This is a genomic window from Pseudomonas sp. GM84, assembly GCF_000282535.1.
Classification (GTDB): domain Bacteria; phylum Pseudomonadota; class Gammaproteobacteria; order Pseudomonadales; family Pseudomonadaceae; genus Aquipseudomonas.
On the sequence record NZ_AKJC01000087.1, the window covers coordinates 1 to 16,097 of the forward strand.

A 16,097-nucleotide genomic window follows, 5' to 3' on the forward strand; every position below is an offset into this window, starting at 1 on the left:
GGAAAGCCGGCTCCCACGGGTTCCCCACCGTCCTCAAGTTCTGTGGGGTACCTGTGGGAGCCGGCTTGCCGGCGATAGGGCGGGCAGCCACTTCATACAATCGTTGCAGCCCCAATGCCCCCAATCCCCCATCTAGTCCAGCGCATCATCGAACTGCTCAAACGCTACCCCGGCATCATCGCGCTCGGCGGCTTCCTCTCCGGTATCGGCAGCTTCATCCTGGTCGACCGCCAGGCCGGCCTGGCCAGCTGGGTCGCCATCCTGATGCTGGTCAGCTGGATCTGGCTGATGCTGGAGAACACCCTGACCGGCCTGTTCGCCCGCACCTTCAAGCGCGAAATCCCGCAGCCGCTGCTGCGCTACGCGACGCAGATGATCCACCAGGAAAGCCTGTTCTTCGTCCTGCCGTTCTTCTTCATCACCACCACCTGGAACAGTAGCCAGCTGGTGTTCACCGGCCTGCTCGGCGCCGCCGGGCTGATCTCGATCGTCGACCCGCTGTACTACAAGTGGCTGGCCCCACGGCGCTGGCTGTTCCTGGCGTTTCATACCCTGACGCTGTTCGCGGCACTGCTGACCGCGCTGCCGATCATCCTGCACCTGACCACTGCGCAAAGCTTCAAGCTGGCGTTGATCGCGGCAATGGCGCTGTCGTTCCCGAGCCTGGTCAGCAGCTTCCCGGTCAATACCTGGCGCCGGGGCGTGGCGCTGGTGCTGGTGACCCTGGCGGTCGGTGGCGGTGGCTGGCTGCTGCGCTCCTGGGTGCCACCCGCCACCTTGTGGATGACCGAGGTGGCGGTGAGTACCGAAGTGTTGAATCGCCAGCCGGGCAAATCGCTGGATGAAATTGCCGCCAGCCGGATCCGCAGCAGCGGCTTGTATGCCTATACCGCCATCAACGCACCGCGGGGGCTCAACGAACGCATCTATCACGTGTGGCAGAAGGACGGCCAGGAGGTCGACCGCATTGCCCTGGATATTCATGGCGGGCGCAAGGAAGGTTATAGGGCCTGGACCCACAAGCAGAACTTCCCGCCCAACCCGGTCGGCAAGTGGCAGGTGCGAGTGCTGACCGAGGATGGTCAGGTGATCGGGGTGCTGCGGTTCGAGGTAATCGACGACGCAGCGGCGAAGTGAGCGAGAGGGGCTGCTTTGCAGCCCATCGCCGGCAAGCCGGCTCCTACAGGTACACCACAGTTCTCAAGGGCAGTGAGATACCTGTGGGAGCCGGCTTGCCGGCGATGGGGCCAAGACAGACTCGCTGCGCTATGATCAGCCTCTACGCCCCCCGCGCGCAGTCAGATGCATGGAGCCTATGACCACCCCCAGCGCCACCCTGGACACCACCTGCCAGCCAGCCTGCCTGCGTATCGCCGGTGACTGGACCCTGGCCCACTACGCCAGCCTCAGGCGCGACAGCGAGCAGCTGCGCGCGCAAGCCACCAGCGACGCCATCGCCGACCTCAGCCAACTGGGCAACCTGGACACTGCCGGCGCCTCGCTCTTGGCCGAGCTGCTGGGCGCCGAGCGCCTGTCGCACTGTACCGAAGACCTGCCCGAAGCCAGCCGCGCCCTGCTCAAGACGGTCTACTGCTCGGTGCAGGACTACTGCATCCCGGTCAAGGCACCCGAGCGCAATGTGCTGCTTCTGCTGCTGGAGCGCATCGGCAGTGCGGTCGACACGCTCTGGCAGGATTCCCTGCAGTTGCTCGGCTTCGTCGGCCTGATCCTGGAAACCCTGGTGCGCCGGCTGTTCCAGCCCCACCGCTGGCGCGTCACGCCGGTGGTCGCGCACATCGAGCAGACCGGCCTGGACGCCGCCCCCATCGTTGCCTTGCTGACCTTTCTGGTGGGCGCGGTGGTGGCCTTCCTCGGCGCCACGGTGCTGGCCGCGTTCGGCGCGACCATTTTCACCGTCGACCTGGTGGCGTTTTCGTTCCTGCGCGAATTCGCCGTGCTGCTGACCGCCATCCTCATGGCCGGCCGCACCGCCAGTGCCTTCACCGCGCAGATCGGCTCGATGAAGGCCAACGAAGAAATCGACGCCATCCGCACCCTTGGCCTGAACCCCATGGAGCTGCTGGTGGTGCCGCGGGTGCTGGCACTGCTGATATCACTGCCACTGCTGACCTTCGTCGCGATGATCTGCGGCATCGTTGGCGGCGCGGTGGTCTGCGCCCTGACCCTGGACATTTCGCCGGCGATGTTCCTCTCGCTGCTGCAGAGCGACATCGGCGTGCAGCACTTCCTCGTGGGCCTGGCCAAGGCGCCGTTCTTCGCCTTCCTGATCGCCGCCATCGGTTGCCTGGAAGGCTTCAAGGTCAGCGGCAGCGCCGAGTCGGTGGGCGCCCACACCACCTCCGCCGTGGTGCAATCGATCTTTGTGGTCATCGTGCTGGATGCCGTGGCCGCGCTGTTCTGCATGGAGATGGGCTGGTGAGCGGCCGGGAAGCAGTGATCGAAGCGCGCGGTATCTGCAACCGCTTCGGCAGCCAGAGCGTGCACGAACAGCTCGACCTGGACCTCTACCGTGGCGAGATCCTCGCCGTGGTGGGTGGTTCGGGCAGCGGCAAGTCGGTACTGCTGCGCAGCATCATCGGCCTGCGGCGGCCGAACGAAGGGCTGATCAAGGTGTTCGGCGAGGACCTCGCCAGCTTGCGCGACGAACAGCGCTCGCAGGTCGAGCGGCGCTTCGGCGTGCTGTTCCAGAAAGGCGCGCTGTTTTCCTCCCTGACCGTCACCGAGAACGTGGCCCTGCCATTGATCGAGCATGCCGGCCTGTCGCGCGACGATGCCGAGCACCTGGCCGGGGTCAAGCTGGCCCTGGCAGGTTTGCCGCTGTCGGCCGCCGACAAGTACCCGTCGTCACTGTCCGGCGGCATGATCAAGCGCGCAGCCCTGGCCCGGGCGCTGGCCCTGGACCCGGATATCCTGTTCCTCGACGAACCCACCGCCGGCCTCGACCCCATCGGTGCCGCCGCCTTCGACCAGTTGATCCTGACCTTGCGCGATGCCTTGGGCCTGAGCGTGTTCCTGATTACCCACGACCTGGACACCCTCTACACGATCACCGACCGCGTCGCCGTGCTGTCGCAGAAAAAAGTGCTGGTCGCCGGCCCCCTGGCCGAGGTCGAGCAAACCAACGACCCGTGGATTCACGAATACTTTCACGGCCCTCGCGGGCGAGCGGCCGAACACGCCGCCGCCAGCGCCGGGCAGGAGCGCTGAACGATGGAAACCCGAGCTCATCACGTTCTCATTGGCCTGGTCACCGTCGTGGTGGTCGTCGGTGCCATGCTGTTCGGTCTGTGGCTGACCAAGTCCAGCGTCGACGACGCGTTCAAGGACTATGAGGTGATCTTCAACGAGGCCGTCTCGGGCCTGTCCCGTGGCAGCCCGGTGCAATACAACGGCATCAAGGTCGGCGACGTGACCAGCCTGCGCCTGGACCCCAAGGACCCGCGCCGAGTGCTCGCCCGGGTGCGCCTGAGTGGCGACACCCCCGTCAAGGAAGACACGCAGGCCAAGCTGACCCTGGCTGGCGTCACCGGCAACTCGTTCATCCAGCTCAGCGGCGGTACCCCGCAAAGCCCGGAGCTCAAGAGCAAGAGTGGCAAGCTGCCGGTGATCGTCGCCTCGCCATCGCCGATCTCGCGACTGCTCAATGACAGCAGCGACCTGGTGACCAACATCAACCTGCTGCTGCACAACGCCAACGCGATGTTTTCGGAAAAAAACATCGAGCGCCTGAGCAACACGCTGGCCAACCTTGAGCAGACCACCGATGCCTTCGCCAACGAGAAGGGCGGTATCGGCGTTGCCATCGAACAACTGGCGCAGGTCGGCAAACAGGCCAATGCCACCCTGGCCGAGACCCAGGCATTGATGCGCAACGCCAACGGCCTGCTCGGTACCCAGGGCAAGCAGGCTATCGACAGCGCCGAACAGGCCATGCAGTCGTTGGCGCAAAGTACCGAAACCATCAACAGCTTGCTGCAGGACAACCGCCAGTCGATCGACGACGGTGCGCAAGGGCTCAACCAGCTGGCCCCGGCCATCCGCGAGCTGCGCGAGACCCTCAACTCGCTCAAGGGCATCTCCCGGCGCCTGGAGGCTGACCCGAGCGGCTACCTGCTTGGCCGCGACAACACCAAGGAGTTCCAACCATGAATCCGTCGCTGCGCCTGCTGGCCCTGACGGCTGCACTGAGCCTGGTCACCGCCTGCTCGATCCTGCCCAAGGGCGAGCCTGTGGACCTCTACCGGCTGCCAGTCAACCAGGCCAGCCGCCAGGCCACGCCGGTGGACTGGTCACTGCGCCTGAACAAACCGCTGGCCAGCGAGGTGCTGGCCGGCCCGCGCATCGCCGTGATTCCCCAGGGCGACGTGGTCAGCAGCTACAAGGGCGCGCGCTGGAGCGATCCAACGCCGTTGCTGGTACGTAACCGCCTGCTCGACGGTTTTCAGCGTGACGGCCGTGTACAGCGCCTGAGCGCCGACGACAGCAACCTGCAGGCCGACTACGAGCTGGTGGGTGAATTGCAGGCGTTCCAGAGCGAGTACCGCGCAGGCGGCACGCTGGAGGTGGTGATCCGTTATGACGCGCGCCTGGTGCAGGGGCGCAGCCAGCGCATTCTCGCCAGCAAGCGCTTCGAGGTGCATCAGCCGCTGGCCGACCAGCAGGTCGCTGCAGTGGTCGCAGGCTTTGGCGCGGCCAGCGACCAGCTAGCCGGGCAGGTAATCAACTGGACCGTTGCCCAGGGCACCCAGGCTCAGGCGAAGAACCAGTAGCAGATGCAGATGGCCGCAATCACCCCGGACAGCTCGGCCAGCAAGGCGCAGCCGACAGCGTGGCGCACACGCTGGATACCTACCGCGCCGAAGTAGACGGCCAGTACGTAGAAGGTGGTTTCGGTACTGCCCTGGATGGTCGCGGCCACCAGCGCCGGGAAGCTGTCCACGCCGTGGGTCTGCATGGTCTCGATCAACATCGCGCGCGCGGCACTGCCGGAGAACGGCTTGACCAAGGCCGTCGGCAGGCCCTCGACGAAACGTGTGTCCATGCCCAGCCAGTTCACGGCGTGGCGAATACCGTCCAACGCCAGCTCCAGGGCCCCGGAGGCCCGCAGTACGCCGACTGCCACCAGCATCGCCACCAGGTAGGGCAGCAGGCTCTTGGCCACGTCGAACCCTTCCTTGGCCCCTTCGACGAAGGCTTCATACACCTTCACCCCCCTCAGCGCGCCAATCACCAGGAACAGGATGATCACGCCAAACAGGGTGAGGTTGCCGAGGATCGACGACAGGCTGGCCAATGCGGCTGCCGACAGGGTGCCGAGGAACGCCATGAAACCGCCCAGCAGCAGCGCCCCCGGAATCATGTAGGCGAGCACCACCGGGTCCCACAGGCGCAAGCGCTGCATGACCGCCACCGACAGCAGGCCGACCAGGGTCGACACGCTGGTGGCCAACAGGATGGGCAGGAACACCAGCGTGGGGTCGGTGGCGCCTTGCTGCGCCCGGTACATGAAGATGGTCACCGGCAGCAAGGTCAGGGACGAGGCGTTGAGCACCAGGAACAGGATTTGCGCATTGCTTGCCGTGGTGCTGCTGGGGTTGAGCTCCTGCAGGGCGCGCATGGCCTTCAGGCCGATCGGCGTGGCGGCGTTGTCCAGGCCCAGGCCATTGGCCGCGAAGTTCATGGTGATCAACCCCAGGGCAGGGTGGCCGGGCGGCACCTCGGGCATCAGCCGGGCGAACAACGGGCCCAGCACCTTGGCCAGCCATTCGACGATGCCGGCTTTTTCGGCAATCTTGAGAAAGCCCAGCCACAGGGTCAGGGTGCCGAACAGCAGGATCATGACCTCCACCGACAGCTTGGCCATGGCGAAGATGCTCTCGACCATCGCGGCGAAGATATCGGCGTTGCCACCCACCAGCCATTGGGTCAGGGCGCAGACGGCCGCCACCAGGAAAAAGCCGAGCCAAAGGCCGTTGAGCATCCGTGTGTTCCCCCTGAAAAATGCCTGAATGATAACGGAGATTGCAGGCGAGGGCTGCGCCCTCGATTCGCGGGACAAGCCCGCTCCCACAAAGGTTCGGCGCACCTCTTGAGGCAGACGGAGATCCTGTGGGAGCGGGCTTGTCCCGCGAACAGGCCCTTACAGACAACAAAAAACCCCGACAGGTCGGGGTTTCTTGTTCAACAGATCAGTTTCAGCGCTTGGCGTGCTCGCCAACCACAGCCGCTTCCTGCTTGCCCGCCATCAGCGAGGCATAGTACTGCTCGCCCTTGGCAGCGTCGTACATGCCTTCCCAACGTGCGATCACCAGCGCGGCCAGGGCGTTGCCGATCACGTTCAGGGCGGTACGCGCCATGTCCATGATGCGGTCGACACCGGCGATGAAGGCCAGGCCTTCCAGCGGGATGCCTACGCTGCCCAGGGTCGCCAGCAGGACCACGAACGATACGCCCGGTACACCGGCGATACCTTTGGAGGTGACCATCAAGGTCAGCACCAGCAGCAGCTGCTGGCTCCAGGACAGGTCGATGCCGTACAGCTGGGCGATGAAGATCGCCGCGATGCTCTGGTACAGGGTCGAACCGTCGAGGTTGAACGAGTAGCCGGTCGGTACCACGAACGAGCAGATCGACTTCGGCGCACCGTACTTCTCCATCTTCTCGATCACGCGCGGCAGCACGGTCTCGGAGCTGGAGGTGGAGTAGGCGAGGATCAGCTCATCTTTCATGATGCGCATGATCTTGATCACCGAGAAGCCGAACAGGCGAGCCACCAGGCCCAGCACCATGAAGGCGAAGAAGGCGATGGCGAAGTACACCAGCAGCACCAGCTTGGCCAGCGGCAGCAGCGAGCTGAAGCCGAAGTTGGCGACGGTCACGGCGATCAGGGCGAAAACGCCGATCGGGGCGTAGTTCATGATCATGTGGGTGACCTTGAACATGGTCTCCGACACGCCCTGGAAGGTACGCACCAGCGGTTCGCGCAGGTCGGCCTGCAGGCTCGACAGACCGAGGCCGAACAATACCGAGAAGAAGATGATCGGCAGCATTTCGCCACGCATCAGCGCTGCGAAGATGTTCGACGGGATCAGGTTGAGCAACGTCTCGATGAAGGCATGCTCATGCTGCACTTCGGCCGCAGTGGCCTGGTACTTGGAGATGTCGACGGTCCCCAGGGTGCTCATGTCGATGCCGGCGCCCGGGTGGAACAGGTTGGCCATCACCAGGCCGACAACGATGGCGATGGTGGTCACCACCTCGAAATAAACGATGGTCTTCAGACCGATGCTGCCCAGTTTCTTCGCGTCGCCAACCCCGGCGATGCCCACGATCAGCGACGAAATCACGATCGGGACGACGATCATCTTGATCAGGCGAATGAAGATGTCACCGGCGGGCTGGAGAACGTTGCTGATCCACCATGCCTTTTCCGCACTGAAGTGGTTCAGCAGCGCGCCGATTGCAACGCCCAGGACCAGACCGATGACGATCTGCCAGGCGAGGCTCAGTTTTGCCTTCTTCATGTCTTTACCCTTTGTTCTAGTGGTCACGGGCACCGACCGGAAAAGCGCGTAACAGAGCCGTTGGCAACGTCACGGGCAGCATACAGCTTCCGTCCGGAGACCTCATGTAAGGACACCGCGAGCGAGCGACAGGGCGCTCGGGCCAGCGAAAAGGCGGCAACTATTGCGATGGGAAAGGATGAAATCTAATGCCGGAAGCGTATACCCCATACCGATTACGCATACTGATCTGCGTCAAAATGAGGCGTTTGCAAGTCATTGATTTATAACGTTCGGAATCCCGAACAAGACCAAACCGCCATTTTTAGGCAGATTTGGCAGGGTAGGAAAGGGGTTGGAGATGGCTTGTTCGACAATCCGAATGGCCAAAATGGCACTTGCTTAACTGAACGCACGTTCGAAAAAAAGTTGATGTACGGTCAAGACAAAATGTGTCCTGACAGCAAAAAGCGAAAAGTAGACACGAAAAAGAGATGGCGCCTCGGAAGCCAGGCCTGATTGCCATGGCGTGAAACACGCCTGGCCTGAAGCTTCCGATTCTGCCTTTTCCTGACCCGGCCCAATCCTGGAGGCACTCCCTGTACCCCTAGGCCACTCCGATCCTGCAACAATCAGAACAGCCCGGCCCCTTGGTCATGTGTCGCCCCTCCTCGGGGCGGCGCATCATAGAAGCGTGAAAGATAGAAAGGTTCCGCTTCTATTACATGACAGCGCGCGACCGCTCGTCGGTGACGCTCAATACCACTTCGGATCGCGCTTGAGTTGCTCCTGCAACATCGTCTTCATGCCTTCGTCCGGTTTACCCAGCCAACGGTACTGCGCGTGGCGGGTGGGCGACTTGTCACTGGGCAAGCCCTCGGGTACTTCAACGAGCATCCCGTAGGCATCGTCCTTGTCCCAACTGAACGCCACGATCAGGCGTTTGTAGGTGCAGTTTTCCTGGGATTCGCACAGTGGACCGACCAGGTACTTGTCGCCATCTTCAGTCACCGCCGACATTTGTTGCTCGGCGCTGCCCGTGAGGTTGATCACCCAGTCGGGCAGGCGTTCCTCGCCTTTGAGTGCGTCCTGCCAGGTTTCCTGGTACTCAGGGTCCGAGCCGAGCAGCTGATCGACTCGGACCTGGCCGTCATTGGCCGCCATGGCTCCCGCGCTACCCGTCAATACCAGGGCGGCAGCCAACGTCGTGCAAAGCTTCCTGCCCATCGTCAACCTCGACCACGTCCAAAGAAGAAGGAGGCTACGAACAGGACCAGGAAGACAATGAACAGGATCTTCGCGATACCCGTAGCGGCGCCAGCGATACCACCGAAGCCAAGTACGGCGGCGATGATGGCGATGATGAGGAAAGTGATAGCCCAGCTAAGCATGATGCTTCTCCTTTCTTTTTTGAGATCGATCCAGCCTGACCGTCAGAACACCCAGCGTTCCTGGGGCACGACATTTGCCACGGTGGCCGGCGAGGTATTGGCTGCTGGCAGCGGTTGGGCTGCCTTCACCAAGGTGTTGGCACGCGTTGCCTGAATGTGCGTCAGCAACGCGGTTTGCGCCGCGACCTGATCGGCCAGTCGGGCGGTCTGCCAGCTGTAGTAGAAGAGACCGGCAGCCAGCGTCAGCAGCATCGCCATCCCGAGTAACAGGATTTGGCGCAGGGGGAGTGCGACATTTTGCGAGCGGTTGACGGATTGGCGGTTCATGCCGGTTCTCCTGCTGTAATTTTTCTATTCAAACCTGAAGAGGTAATTGCAGCCTGCATGCCAGCCATTTAATTCAAATAAAATCCTTATGAATCAATAACTTAACCGAATCCCATATCACCCTTGAGGACGTATCCTGCACGATGGCACCTTTGTCGTCGTGCGAATTGCACGATTCAGCCCTCGACCTTGGTGGCCACTTTCAGCAGGTCAGCATCCACGCCACGCACCCCGATGATCTGCCGGGCAATCTCTACTGCGATGGTTTTCTGCTCACTGCTGAGCACCTCGCCTGACAGCCGCACCATGCCTTCTTCACTGGCCACCTTTATATTCAGGCCGTCCAGATTGCGGCTGAAGCGGAAGCTGTTCTGGATCTTGTCGATCACCCAGCTGTCACTGGGTTGTGGCCCTGTGGGCGCATCGACCGGGGTTTCCCGCGCCTTGGCCATGGCCACGGTATCCAGGCTGACCAGGTTGTTCACCAGGTGCACCCCATCGGTGCTCCGCGCCACCACCCCAGCCAACTCCTTGGCCTCGGTACTGTCGACCTTGCCGCGCAAGGTCACCACGCCATCGCTGCTTTGCACTTCGATGGCGGCCTTTTCCGTGATACGGCTCCACAGCAGCCGAGCGCGGATCACCGCGGCCAGGGTTTCATCCGTCAGGCGCTGGGCATAGGCACGCAGTTCGAGTGGGCGCTCGACCAGTGCGGCATTGACCCGCAGTTGGTTGTCGACCTGCTGGATGCCTCGGGTAGCCAGGGCCACCTGTTCGGCCAACTGGCGCTCGACCTCGTTTTCCACTTCACCCGAAAGGCGCGCCTGCGGCCCTTCGACCTCGACATCTATTCGAAACGGATTGAGCATCTGGTTGAGCGAAAGCGCCGTTTGCAACGAGCCCTGCAGGCGAGCGTCCTGGATCGGGTCGGCCATGGCCGAGGTGCAAATGGAGAGGAGGCTGACCGTCAGCGCGGCCATTCGGATGGAAAAGGGCATGACTGCACTCCTTTTATGGGCAAAATCCGTAAATCGTCGCAACCAATGTGCCAGCGCGTAGCTCTAAGGAAATCATCGATATATCAGTGATCAGGGCCGCTATTTGGCCATTGGCTAGCATGCAAAGGACAGAATCCTTCAGAATTGACCATGCAACTTGCCCGATTTTTCCCACACTAATTGAAGAGCTATCCTAAGGAGCGCAGGAAAATGGAATCAGCCCAGGACAACCAAGGCCGCATTCTGCTGGTGGACGATGAGTCCGCTATCCTGCGCACCTTCCGCTATTGCCTGGAAGACGAAGGCTACAGCGTGTCCACCGCCAACAGTGCCGCTCAGGCCGAAGCCTTGTTGCAGCGCCAGGTGTTCGACCTATGTTTCCTCGACCTGCGTCTGGGTGAGGACAACGGCCTGGATGTACTGGCGCAGATGCGTATCCAGGCACCCTGGATGCGCGTGGTGATCGTGACCGCGCACTCAGCGATCGATACCGCGGTCGATGCCATTCAGGCGGGGGCCGCCGATTACCTGGTCAAACCCTGCAGCCCCGACCAATTGCGCCTGGCCACCGCCAAGCAACTGGAAGTTCGCCAGTTGTCGGCACGCCTGGAAGCGCTGGAAGGCGAAGTACGCAAACCCAAGGACGGCCTCGACTCGCACAGCCCGGCCATGATGGCGGTGCTGGAAACTGCACGGCAGGTGGCCACCACCGACGCCAACATCCTCATCCTTGGCGAATCGGGCACCGGCAAGGGCGAGCTGGCCCGGGCCATTCATGGCTGGAGCAAACGGGCGCGCAAGGCCTGCGTGACCATCAACTGTCCATCGCTGAATGCCGAATTGATGGAGAGCGAGCTGTTCGGCCACACCCGTGGCGCCTTTACCGGTGCCAGCGAGAGCACCCTTGGGCGCGTCAGTCAGGCTGACGGCGGCACGCTGTTTCTCGACGAAATCGGCGATTTCCCACTGACCTTGCAGCCCAAGCTGCTGAGGTTCATTCAGGATAAAGAGTACGAGCGCGTCGGCGATCCGGTGACCCGCCGCGCCGATGTGCGCATCCTCGCCGCGACCAACCTGAACCTTGAAGAAATGGTGCGCGAAAGCCGTTTCCGCGAAGACCTGCTGTACCGCCTGAACGTCATCACCCTGCACCTGCCGCCGCTGCGCGAGCGCAGCGAGGACATCCTGACCCTGGCCGACCGCTTCCTGGCACGCTTCGTCAAAGAGTACTCACGCCCGGCCCGCGGTTTCAGCGACGAGGCCCGCGCGGCGCTGCTCAACTACCGCTGGCCCGGCAACATCCGCGAACTGCGCAACGTAATCGAGCGCGCCAGCATCATCTGCCCGCAGGAGCGCGTGGAGATCAGCCACCTGGGCATGGGCGAGCAACCTGCCAGCAATGCCCCCCGAGTGGGCGCGGCACTGAGCCTGGATGAGCTGGAGCGCGCCCACATCGGTGCGGTGCTGGCGACCAGCGACACGCTCGACCAGGCTGCCAAGACGTTGGGCATCGATGCCTCGACGCTGTATCGCAAACGCAAGCAGTACAACTTATGAGATGGCCCATGAAGCTGCGCACGCGGCTTTTCCTCAGTATCTCAGCGCTGGTCACCGTTGCCCTGCTGGGCTTGATGCTGGGCCTTGTCAGTGTGTTACAGATGGCCACGGTGCAGCAGCAGTCGGTGCGCGATACCACCCAAGCCCTGGAAACAGGCCTCAAGTTGCGGCAGAACCTGGGCGAACAACTGACGCTGATTCTCGATGAGGATACCGCCCCGGAAAACCTCCAGACATTGCAGGAGAGCTTTCAGAGCCTGCTGCATCAGGGGCTCGAACAAGGCGGAGAGCGCACCGGCTTCAGCAAGGCCAACAGCAACTACCAGGCCTTCCTCCAGGCTTACCGCGACAGCCCGACACCGGCACGCAGCATGGGTGTCGAGCAGCCACTGGGCGCCGCGTTCAATCAGGTTCGCACCGACCTGATCGATTCCCACAAGCAAGCCCTCGAACAGATCACCCGCAGTGAAGAACGCACGCGCGACCGCGCCTTGCTGGTCAGTGGCGTGCTCGGCCTGATGGGTTTGGTGGTGGTGATCCTGGGCTTCATCACCGCGCACAACATCGCCCGTCGCTTTGGCCAACCGATCGAAGCCTTGGCCAAGGCGGCCGACCAGCTTGGCCAAGGCAACTTCGACGTTACCTTGCCGGTGACCCAGGCCATCGAGCTCAACCAACTGACGCGTCGTTTCGGCTTGATGGCCGATGCCCTGCGCAAGCACCAGGCCACCAATGTCGATGAGCTGTTGGCCGGCCAACAGCGCCTGCAGGCGGTGCTCGACAGCATCGACGACGGTTTGCTGATCATCGACCGCCAAGGCCGCCTCGAACACCTCAACCCGGTTGCCCAGCGCCAGCTGGGCTGGAGTGACAGCCGCGTCGGCAGCGGCCTGGCCGAAGCCCTGCAGCGACCGGAACTGGAGCAACAGCTGCGCCAGGTGTTGCGCGGTGGCAGCCTGGATCGCCCACCTGACGACCTGAGCATCGAGGTCGATGAAGAGTCACGTCTGCTGACGTACAGCCTGACCCCCGTCAGCCATCCGCAAGGGCCGATTCTGGGGGCCGTGATGGTGTTGCATGACGTCACCGAACAACGCGCCTTCGAGCGTGTGCGCAGCGAGTTCGTGCTGCGCGCCTCGCATGAGCTGCGCACCCCGGTCACCGGCATGCACATGGCCTTTGGCTTGCTTCGCGAGCGCATCAAGTTCCCACCTGAAGCGCGCGAGAGCGACTTGCTGGAAACCATCGGCGAAGAAATGCAGCGCCTGACCCAGTTGATCAACGACCTGCTCAACTTCTCGCGTTATCAAAGCGGGCTGCAGAAGCTCGACCTCGCACCTTGCGCCATCGATGCGTTGCTCGAACGTGCCCAGTCACGCTTCAGCGAACCGGCCTCAGCCAAGCAGATCGAGCTGCTCAAGGAGCTGGATACGCCGCTGCCTCGCATACAAGCCGACATCGCCCAACTCGACCGCGTGCTCGACAACCTGCTGCACAACGCCATCCGCCACACCGCCAGCGGCGGGCGCATTCGCCTGCATGCGCGGCGGCATGCGGAGCGGGTGATCATCAGCGTCGAAGACAACGGCGAAGGCATTGCCTATGGCCAGCAGGGGCGGATCTTCGAGCCGTTCGTGCAGGTCGGGCGCAAGAAAGGCGGGGCAGGGCTGGGGTTGGCGTTGTGCAAGGAAATCGTCCAGCTGCATGGCGGGCGCATGGGGGTATTTTCGCGACCAGGGCAGGGCACGCAGTTCTACATGGCGCTGCCCGTCTAAGGCTCATCATCGATTCGCTGCCGCCTGACTTGCCGGCCGCGGGTCACCAGCTCGGCGAACTGCCGTGCATTCAACGGGTGGGCAAACAACCAGCCTTGGCCGTAGTTGACCCCTTCGCTGTTGAGCAGCACCGCCTGCGCCTCGCATTCGATACCTTCGGCGATCACCCGCAGATGGAGGTCATGGGCCATGCGGATAATGTGCGGTGCCACGCCACTGCTGGCCGCATCGTGCCCCAAGGCATCGATGAACGCCTTGTCGATCTTCAGGCAGTCGACCGGCAAGGTCTGCAGGTAGGCCAGGCTGCAGTAGCCGGTGCCGAAATCATCGATCAGTACCTGATGGCCTACAGCACGCAGTGCTTGCAGGTTGTCACGGGCCACGACCACATCGATCAGCCCGCGCTCGGTCACCTCGAAGGCGATCTGGCTGGCCGCGACCCGGTGCAGCGCCAACAACCGCGCCGCCACCCGGCCGATGCGCGGCGCCATCACATCGCAGGCGGCGAGGTTCACCGAAATGTACAGGTTGCGGTGCGAACGCAATAACTGCCCCAGCTGTTCCAGCACGCGCTGCAGGACAAAATCGGTGATCTGGCGGATCTGGCCGGTGTTCTCGGCCAGCGGAATGAACAAGTCCGGGCTGGTCAGCGTGCCATCAGGTCGCCGCCAGCGCACCAGCGCTTCGGCCCCCACACACCGCCGGCTGTCGAGTTCGATGATGGGTTGGTAGAGCACCTGCAACTCGCCGCGACGCAGCGCATTTTGCAGCTCCGAGCTCATCGAGCGACGCTGCAGGATCAGTTGCAGCACCAGCCACCCGATGCAACAGGCCGCCAGCACGCTGCCGGGGAACAACAGCCAGAGCATGCCGTTCATCCTCAGCGGCAGGCTGGCCCGGGGCGCGATCAGGACGAGCTGGTAGTCCGGTGATTTGGTCGGCATGCGATAGACCAGGCGGTCATGCAGTTCGAACAGCGAATTGCCGCTGGGTGGCGGCCAGCTGTTGGCAGGCGGCCAGACTTGCGGCGGGCCCAGCACCGGAATAGCACGCGTGCCATTGTCGAGCACTACCAACAGGCTGCCGCCGGGTGGCAGGTCGACCACATCGGTCAGGTGCCCGCGCGAAGTGGAAACCAGGAAATTGCCCCGCGCGAGCATCAGCGCGGCGAGGTTTTCGTTGGGCTCGGTGGTGGTGTTGAGCCAGTAGCTGTAGGTCGGGCCCTGGATATCCGGCGCCCGTGTGGGCACGAAGGCCCTGGCGCCGCCGCGATTGGAACAGGCGACATTGACGTCGACGTAGGCCGCCTCGTAGATGAAGCGTGAACCTAGCCCAACCTGTTGCAGCAACGCCAACATCGCCGGGCTGCAGCCTCGAAGCGGCTGCCCCTGCAGCTCATCGACACCCTCACGCAGCTGGCCGAACACCTGCTCCAGGCGATCGAGAAAGCGCTCGCCCTGGGCGTTCATCTGCGCGCTCTCGCTTTCCTTCATCTGCTGCAGGGCAATGCCGATGCTGGCAGTCAGCAATACTGCGGCGCTGGCTACCGCTGCCAAGGCAGCCAGCATCCAGGGTCGGTAGAAAAATTGGCGCAGTGCAGTTATTAGGGCCGACATGGGCAGCATCCGGTTGATATACAAGATATAGCAACTGAAGCGTGGATTAGCCTGGCCGTTGGGCGGAGGAATTACCGCATGCGGTTGAGCACCTGCAGCATCGCCGCCGTCTGCGCATCGGGCGTGCCATCGAAACGCTGCGGACGGAAGCGCATCTGGAAGGCGGCGATGACATGGCGCGTGGCCACATCCAGCTGCCCTGTCTGTTCAATAGCGTAGCCAAAGCGGGCCAGTTCTTGCTGATACCAGCCGATGGTTGGCGGGTTGACGTTGAAGTAGGCCTGCTGCCGGGCCACCGCGTTGGCGTCGGGCCAGATGCCAATCCCCGCTTCAGCCAGACGCTTCCAGGGGAACAGCGGCCCCGGGTCAAGCTTGCGCAACGGCGCAATGTCACTGTGACCGATGATGTGCCGCGGTTCGATGTTGTTGCGTTTGACGATGTCCTTGAGCAAGGCGATCAGCGACTGGATCTGCGCTTCGGTGTAGGGGTACCACACACGGCCATTGGGGGTGTCATCGAATCCTGGATTGACGATCTCGATACCGATGGAGCTGGAGTTCAGCCAGGTCCGGCCCTGCCACTGGCTTTCGCCGGCATGCCAGGCGCGACGGTTTTCGTCGATCAGCTGATAGACCGTGGCCGGGCCGTCGCCGATCAGGTAATGGGCGCTGACCTCACCGTGGGTGAGCAACTCCAGTGAGCGCTCCAGCGAGGCATTCGTGTAATGCAGAACGACGAACTGGATGCGGTCGTCCTGGTTGGCCGAGGGATGGCTGCGGTCGATGCGCAGGCCCGTGGAGCAGCCTGCCAGGACGATCAGCAGCAATGCAGAAAACAGCGCTTTCATAGGGGAAGCCAGGTGATGAGCCGGTAACGCATCAGCATAACGTATGCGCGCCCAGCCCACCC

Annotated in this window: 15 protein-coding genes; 7 read left to right on the forward strand and 8 right to left on the reverse strand. The window is 62.8% G+C overall.

Annotated elements, in window-relative coordinates; all coding sequences use genetic code 11:
* Window positions 1-114 precede the first annotated feature (114 nt).
* The 5 genes from PMI38_RS06700 to PMI38_RS06720 all read left to right on the forward strand — a co-directional run bounded on the left by PMI38_RS06700 (window position 115) and on the right by PMI38_RS06720 (window position 4,790).
* Entirely contained in the window at window positions 115-1,137 is a 1,023-nt protein-coding gene (locus PMI38_RS06700; protein ID WP_008092046.1) for a DUF5924 family protein, read from the forward strand.
* Window positions 1,138-1,306: 169 nt separating this feature from the next.
* Window positions 1,307-2,440, forward strand: a complete 1,134-nt coding sequence (locus PMI38_RS06705) for an ABC transporter permease (protein ID WP_008092048.1) — start codon at window positions 1,307-1,309, stop codon at window positions 2,438-2,440.
* Window positions 2,437-3,228 (forward strand): ABC transporter ATP-binding protein, encoded by a 792-nt coding sequence (locus PMI38_RS06710; RefSeq protein ID WP_008092049.1) that lies wholly within the window; start codon window positions 2,437-2,439, stop codon window positions 3,226-3,228. The genes PMI38_RS06705 and PMI38_RS06710 overlap by 4 nt, the downstream gene beginning before the upstream one ends.
* A 3-nt stretch (window positions 3,229-3,231) precedes the next feature.
* Window positions 3,232-4,170 (forward strand): MlaD family protein, encoded by a 939-nt coding sequence (locus PMI38_RS06715; protein WP_008092051.1) that lies wholly within the window; start codon window positions 3,232-3,234, stop codon window positions 4,168-4,170.
* The gene (locus PMI38_RS06720; protein WP_008092053.1) at window positions 4,167-4,790 is read left to right on the forward strand and encodes an ABC-type transport auxiliary lipoprotein family protein; all 624 of its coding nucleotides are present in this window, start codon (window positions 4,167-4,169) and stop codon (window positions 4,788-4,790) included. Before PMI38_RS06715 ends, PMI38_RS06720 begins: the two co-directional genes overlap by 4 nt.
* Here PMI38_RS06720 and PMI38_RS06725 read toward each other — a convergent pair.
* The 6 genes from PMI38_RS06725 to PMI38_RS06750 form a co-directional block, all read right to left on the reverse strand.
* Window positions 4,772-6,001, reverse strand: coding sequence for a nucleoside recognition domain-containing protein (locus PMI38_RS06725; RefSeq protein WP_008092054.1), 1,230 nt, complete (start codon window positions 5,999-6,001; stop codon window positions 4,772-4,774). The two genes, PMI38_RS06720 and PMI38_RS06725, sit on opposite strands and share 19 nt — an antisense overlap.
* Window positions 6,002-6,215: 214 nt before the next feature.
* On the reverse strand, window positions 6,216-7,544 hold the full coding sequence (gene gltP, locus PMI38_RS06730) for a glutamate/aspartate:proton symporter GltP (RefSeq protein WP_008092057.1): 1,329 nt from the start codon (window positions 7,542-7,544) through the stop codon (window positions 6,216-6,218).
* 735 nt (window positions 7,545-8,279) lie between these two features.
* On the reverse strand, window positions 8,280-8,750 hold the full coding sequence (locus tag PMI38_RS06735) for an inhibitor of vertebrate lysozyme family protein (protein ID WP_008092058.1): 471 nt from the start codon (window positions 8,748-8,750) through the stop codon (window positions 8,280-8,282).
* Window positions 8,751-8,752: 2 nt separating this feature from the next.
* Complete coding sequence (locus PMI38_RS26500) at window positions 8,753-8,914, reverse strand: DUF1328 domain-containing protein (RefSeq protein ID WP_008092060.1); 162 nt, start codon at window positions 8,912-8,914, stop codon at window positions 8,753-8,755.
* 42 nt (window positions 8,915-8,956) lie between these two features.
* A complete protein-coding gene (locus tag PMI38_RS06745) occupies window positions 8,957-9,241 on the reverse strand; it encodes a hypothetical protein (RefSeq protein WP_008092062.1) in 285 nt (94 codons plus the stop codon).
* Window positions 9,242-9,417: 176 nt separating this feature from the next.
* Entirely contained in the window at window positions 9,418-10,239 is an 822-nt protein-coding gene (locus PMI38_RS06750) for a BON domain-containing protein (protein WP_008092063.1), read from the reverse strand.
* A gap of 210 nt (window positions 10,240-10,449) precedes the next feature.
* Here PMI38_RS06750 and algB point away from each other — a divergent pair, with 210 nt between their 5' ends.
* Window positions 10,450-11,796 (forward strand): sigma-54-dependent response regulator transcription factor AlgB, encoded by a 1,347-nt coding sequence (gene algB / locus PMI38_RS06755; RefSeq protein ID WP_008092065.1) that lies wholly within the window; start codon window positions 10,450-10,452, stop codon window positions 11,794-11,796.
* Window positions 11,793-13,571 carry a KinB sensor domain-containing domain gene (locus PMI38_RS06760; RefSeq protein WP_043273175.1) on the forward strand — a complete coding sequence of 593 codons (1,779 nt, stop codon included), beginning with the start codon at window positions 11,793-11,795 and terminating at the stop codon, window positions 13,569-13,571. The genes algB and PMI38_RS06760 overlap by 4 nt, the downstream gene beginning before the upstream one ends.
* Here the strand turns inward: PMI38_RS06760 and PMI38_RS06765 are convergent.
* Together PMI38_RS06765 and PMI38_RS06770 are read right to left on the reverse strand one after the other, a co-directional pair.
* Complete coding sequence (locus PMI38_RS06765; protein WP_008092068.1) at window positions 13,568-15,187, reverse strand: EAL domain-containing protein; 1,620 nt, start codon at window positions 15,185-15,187, stop codon at window positions 13,568-13,570. The two genes, PMI38_RS06760 and PMI38_RS06765, sit on opposite strands and share 4 nt — an antisense overlap.
* 71 nt (window positions 15,188-15,258) lie before the next feature.
* Window positions 15,259-16,035: an N-acetylmuramoyl-L-alanine amidase gene (locus PMI38_RS06770; protein WP_008092070.1), complete on the reverse strand. Its 777-nt coding sequence runs from the start codon at window positions 16,033-16,035 to the stop codon at window positions 15,259-15,261.
* Between the last annotated feature and the right edge of the window lie 62 nt (window positions 16,036-16,097).

Bases quoted from the DNA above. Each gene is read 5' to 3' on its own strand.
- PMI38_RS06700 (WP_008092046.1), top strand. From the start codon at position 115: ATGCCCCCAATCCCCCATCTAGTCCAGCGCATCATCGAACTGCTCAAA.
- PMI38_RS06705 (WP_008092048.1), top strand. From the start codon at position 1,307: ATGGAGCCTATGACCACCCCCAGCGCCACCCTGGACACCACCTGCCAG.
- PMI38_RS06715 (WP_008092051.1), top strand. From the start codon at position 3,232: ATGGAAACCCGAGCTCATCACGTTCTCATTGGCCTGGTCACCGTCGTG.
- PMI38_RS06720 (WP_008092053.1), top strand. From the start codon at position 4,167: ATGAATCCGTCGCTGCGCCTGCTGGCCCTGACGGCTGCACTGAGCCTG.
- PMI38_RS06725 (WP_008092054.1), bottom strand. From the start codon at position 6,001: ATGCTCAACGGCCTTTGGCTCGGCTTTTTCCTGGTGGCGGCCGTCTGC.
- gltP (WP_008092057.1), bottom strand. From the start codon at position 7,544: ATGAAGAAGGCAAAACTGAGCCTCGCCTGGCAGATCGTCATCGGTCTG.
- PMI38_RS06735 (WP_008092058.1), bottom strand. From the start codon at position 8,750: ATGGGCAGGAAGCTTTGCACGACGTTGGCTGCCGCCCTGGTATTGACG.
- PMI38_RS26500 (WP_008092060.1), bottom strand. From the start codon at position 8,914: ATGCTTAGCTGGGCTATCACTTTCCTCATCATCGCCATCATCGCCGCC.
- PMI38_RS06745 (WP_008092062.1), bottom strand. From the start codon at position 9,241: ATGAACCGCCAATCCGTCAACCGCTCGCAAAATGTCGCACTCCCCCTG.
- PMI38_RS06750 (WP_008092063.1), bottom strand. From the start codon at position 10,239: ATGCCCTTTTCCATCCGAATGGCCGCGCTGACGGTCAGCCTCCTCTCC.
- algB (WP_008092065.1), top strand. From the start codon at position 10,450: ATGGAATCAGCCCAGGACAACCAAGGCCGCATTCTGCTGGTGGACGAT.
- PMI38_RS06760 (WP_043273175.1), top strand. From the start codon at position 11,793: ATGAGATGGCCCATGAAGCTGCGCACGCGGCTTTTCCTCAGTATCTCA.
- PMI38_RS06765 (WP_008092068.1), bottom strand. From the start codon at position 15,187: ATGTCGGCCCTAATAACTGCACTGCGCCAATTTTTCTACCGACCCTGG.
- PMI38_RS06770 (WP_008092070.1), bottom strand. From the start codon at position 16,035: ATGAAAGCGCTGTTTTCTGCATTGCTGCTGATCGTCCTGGCAGGCTGC.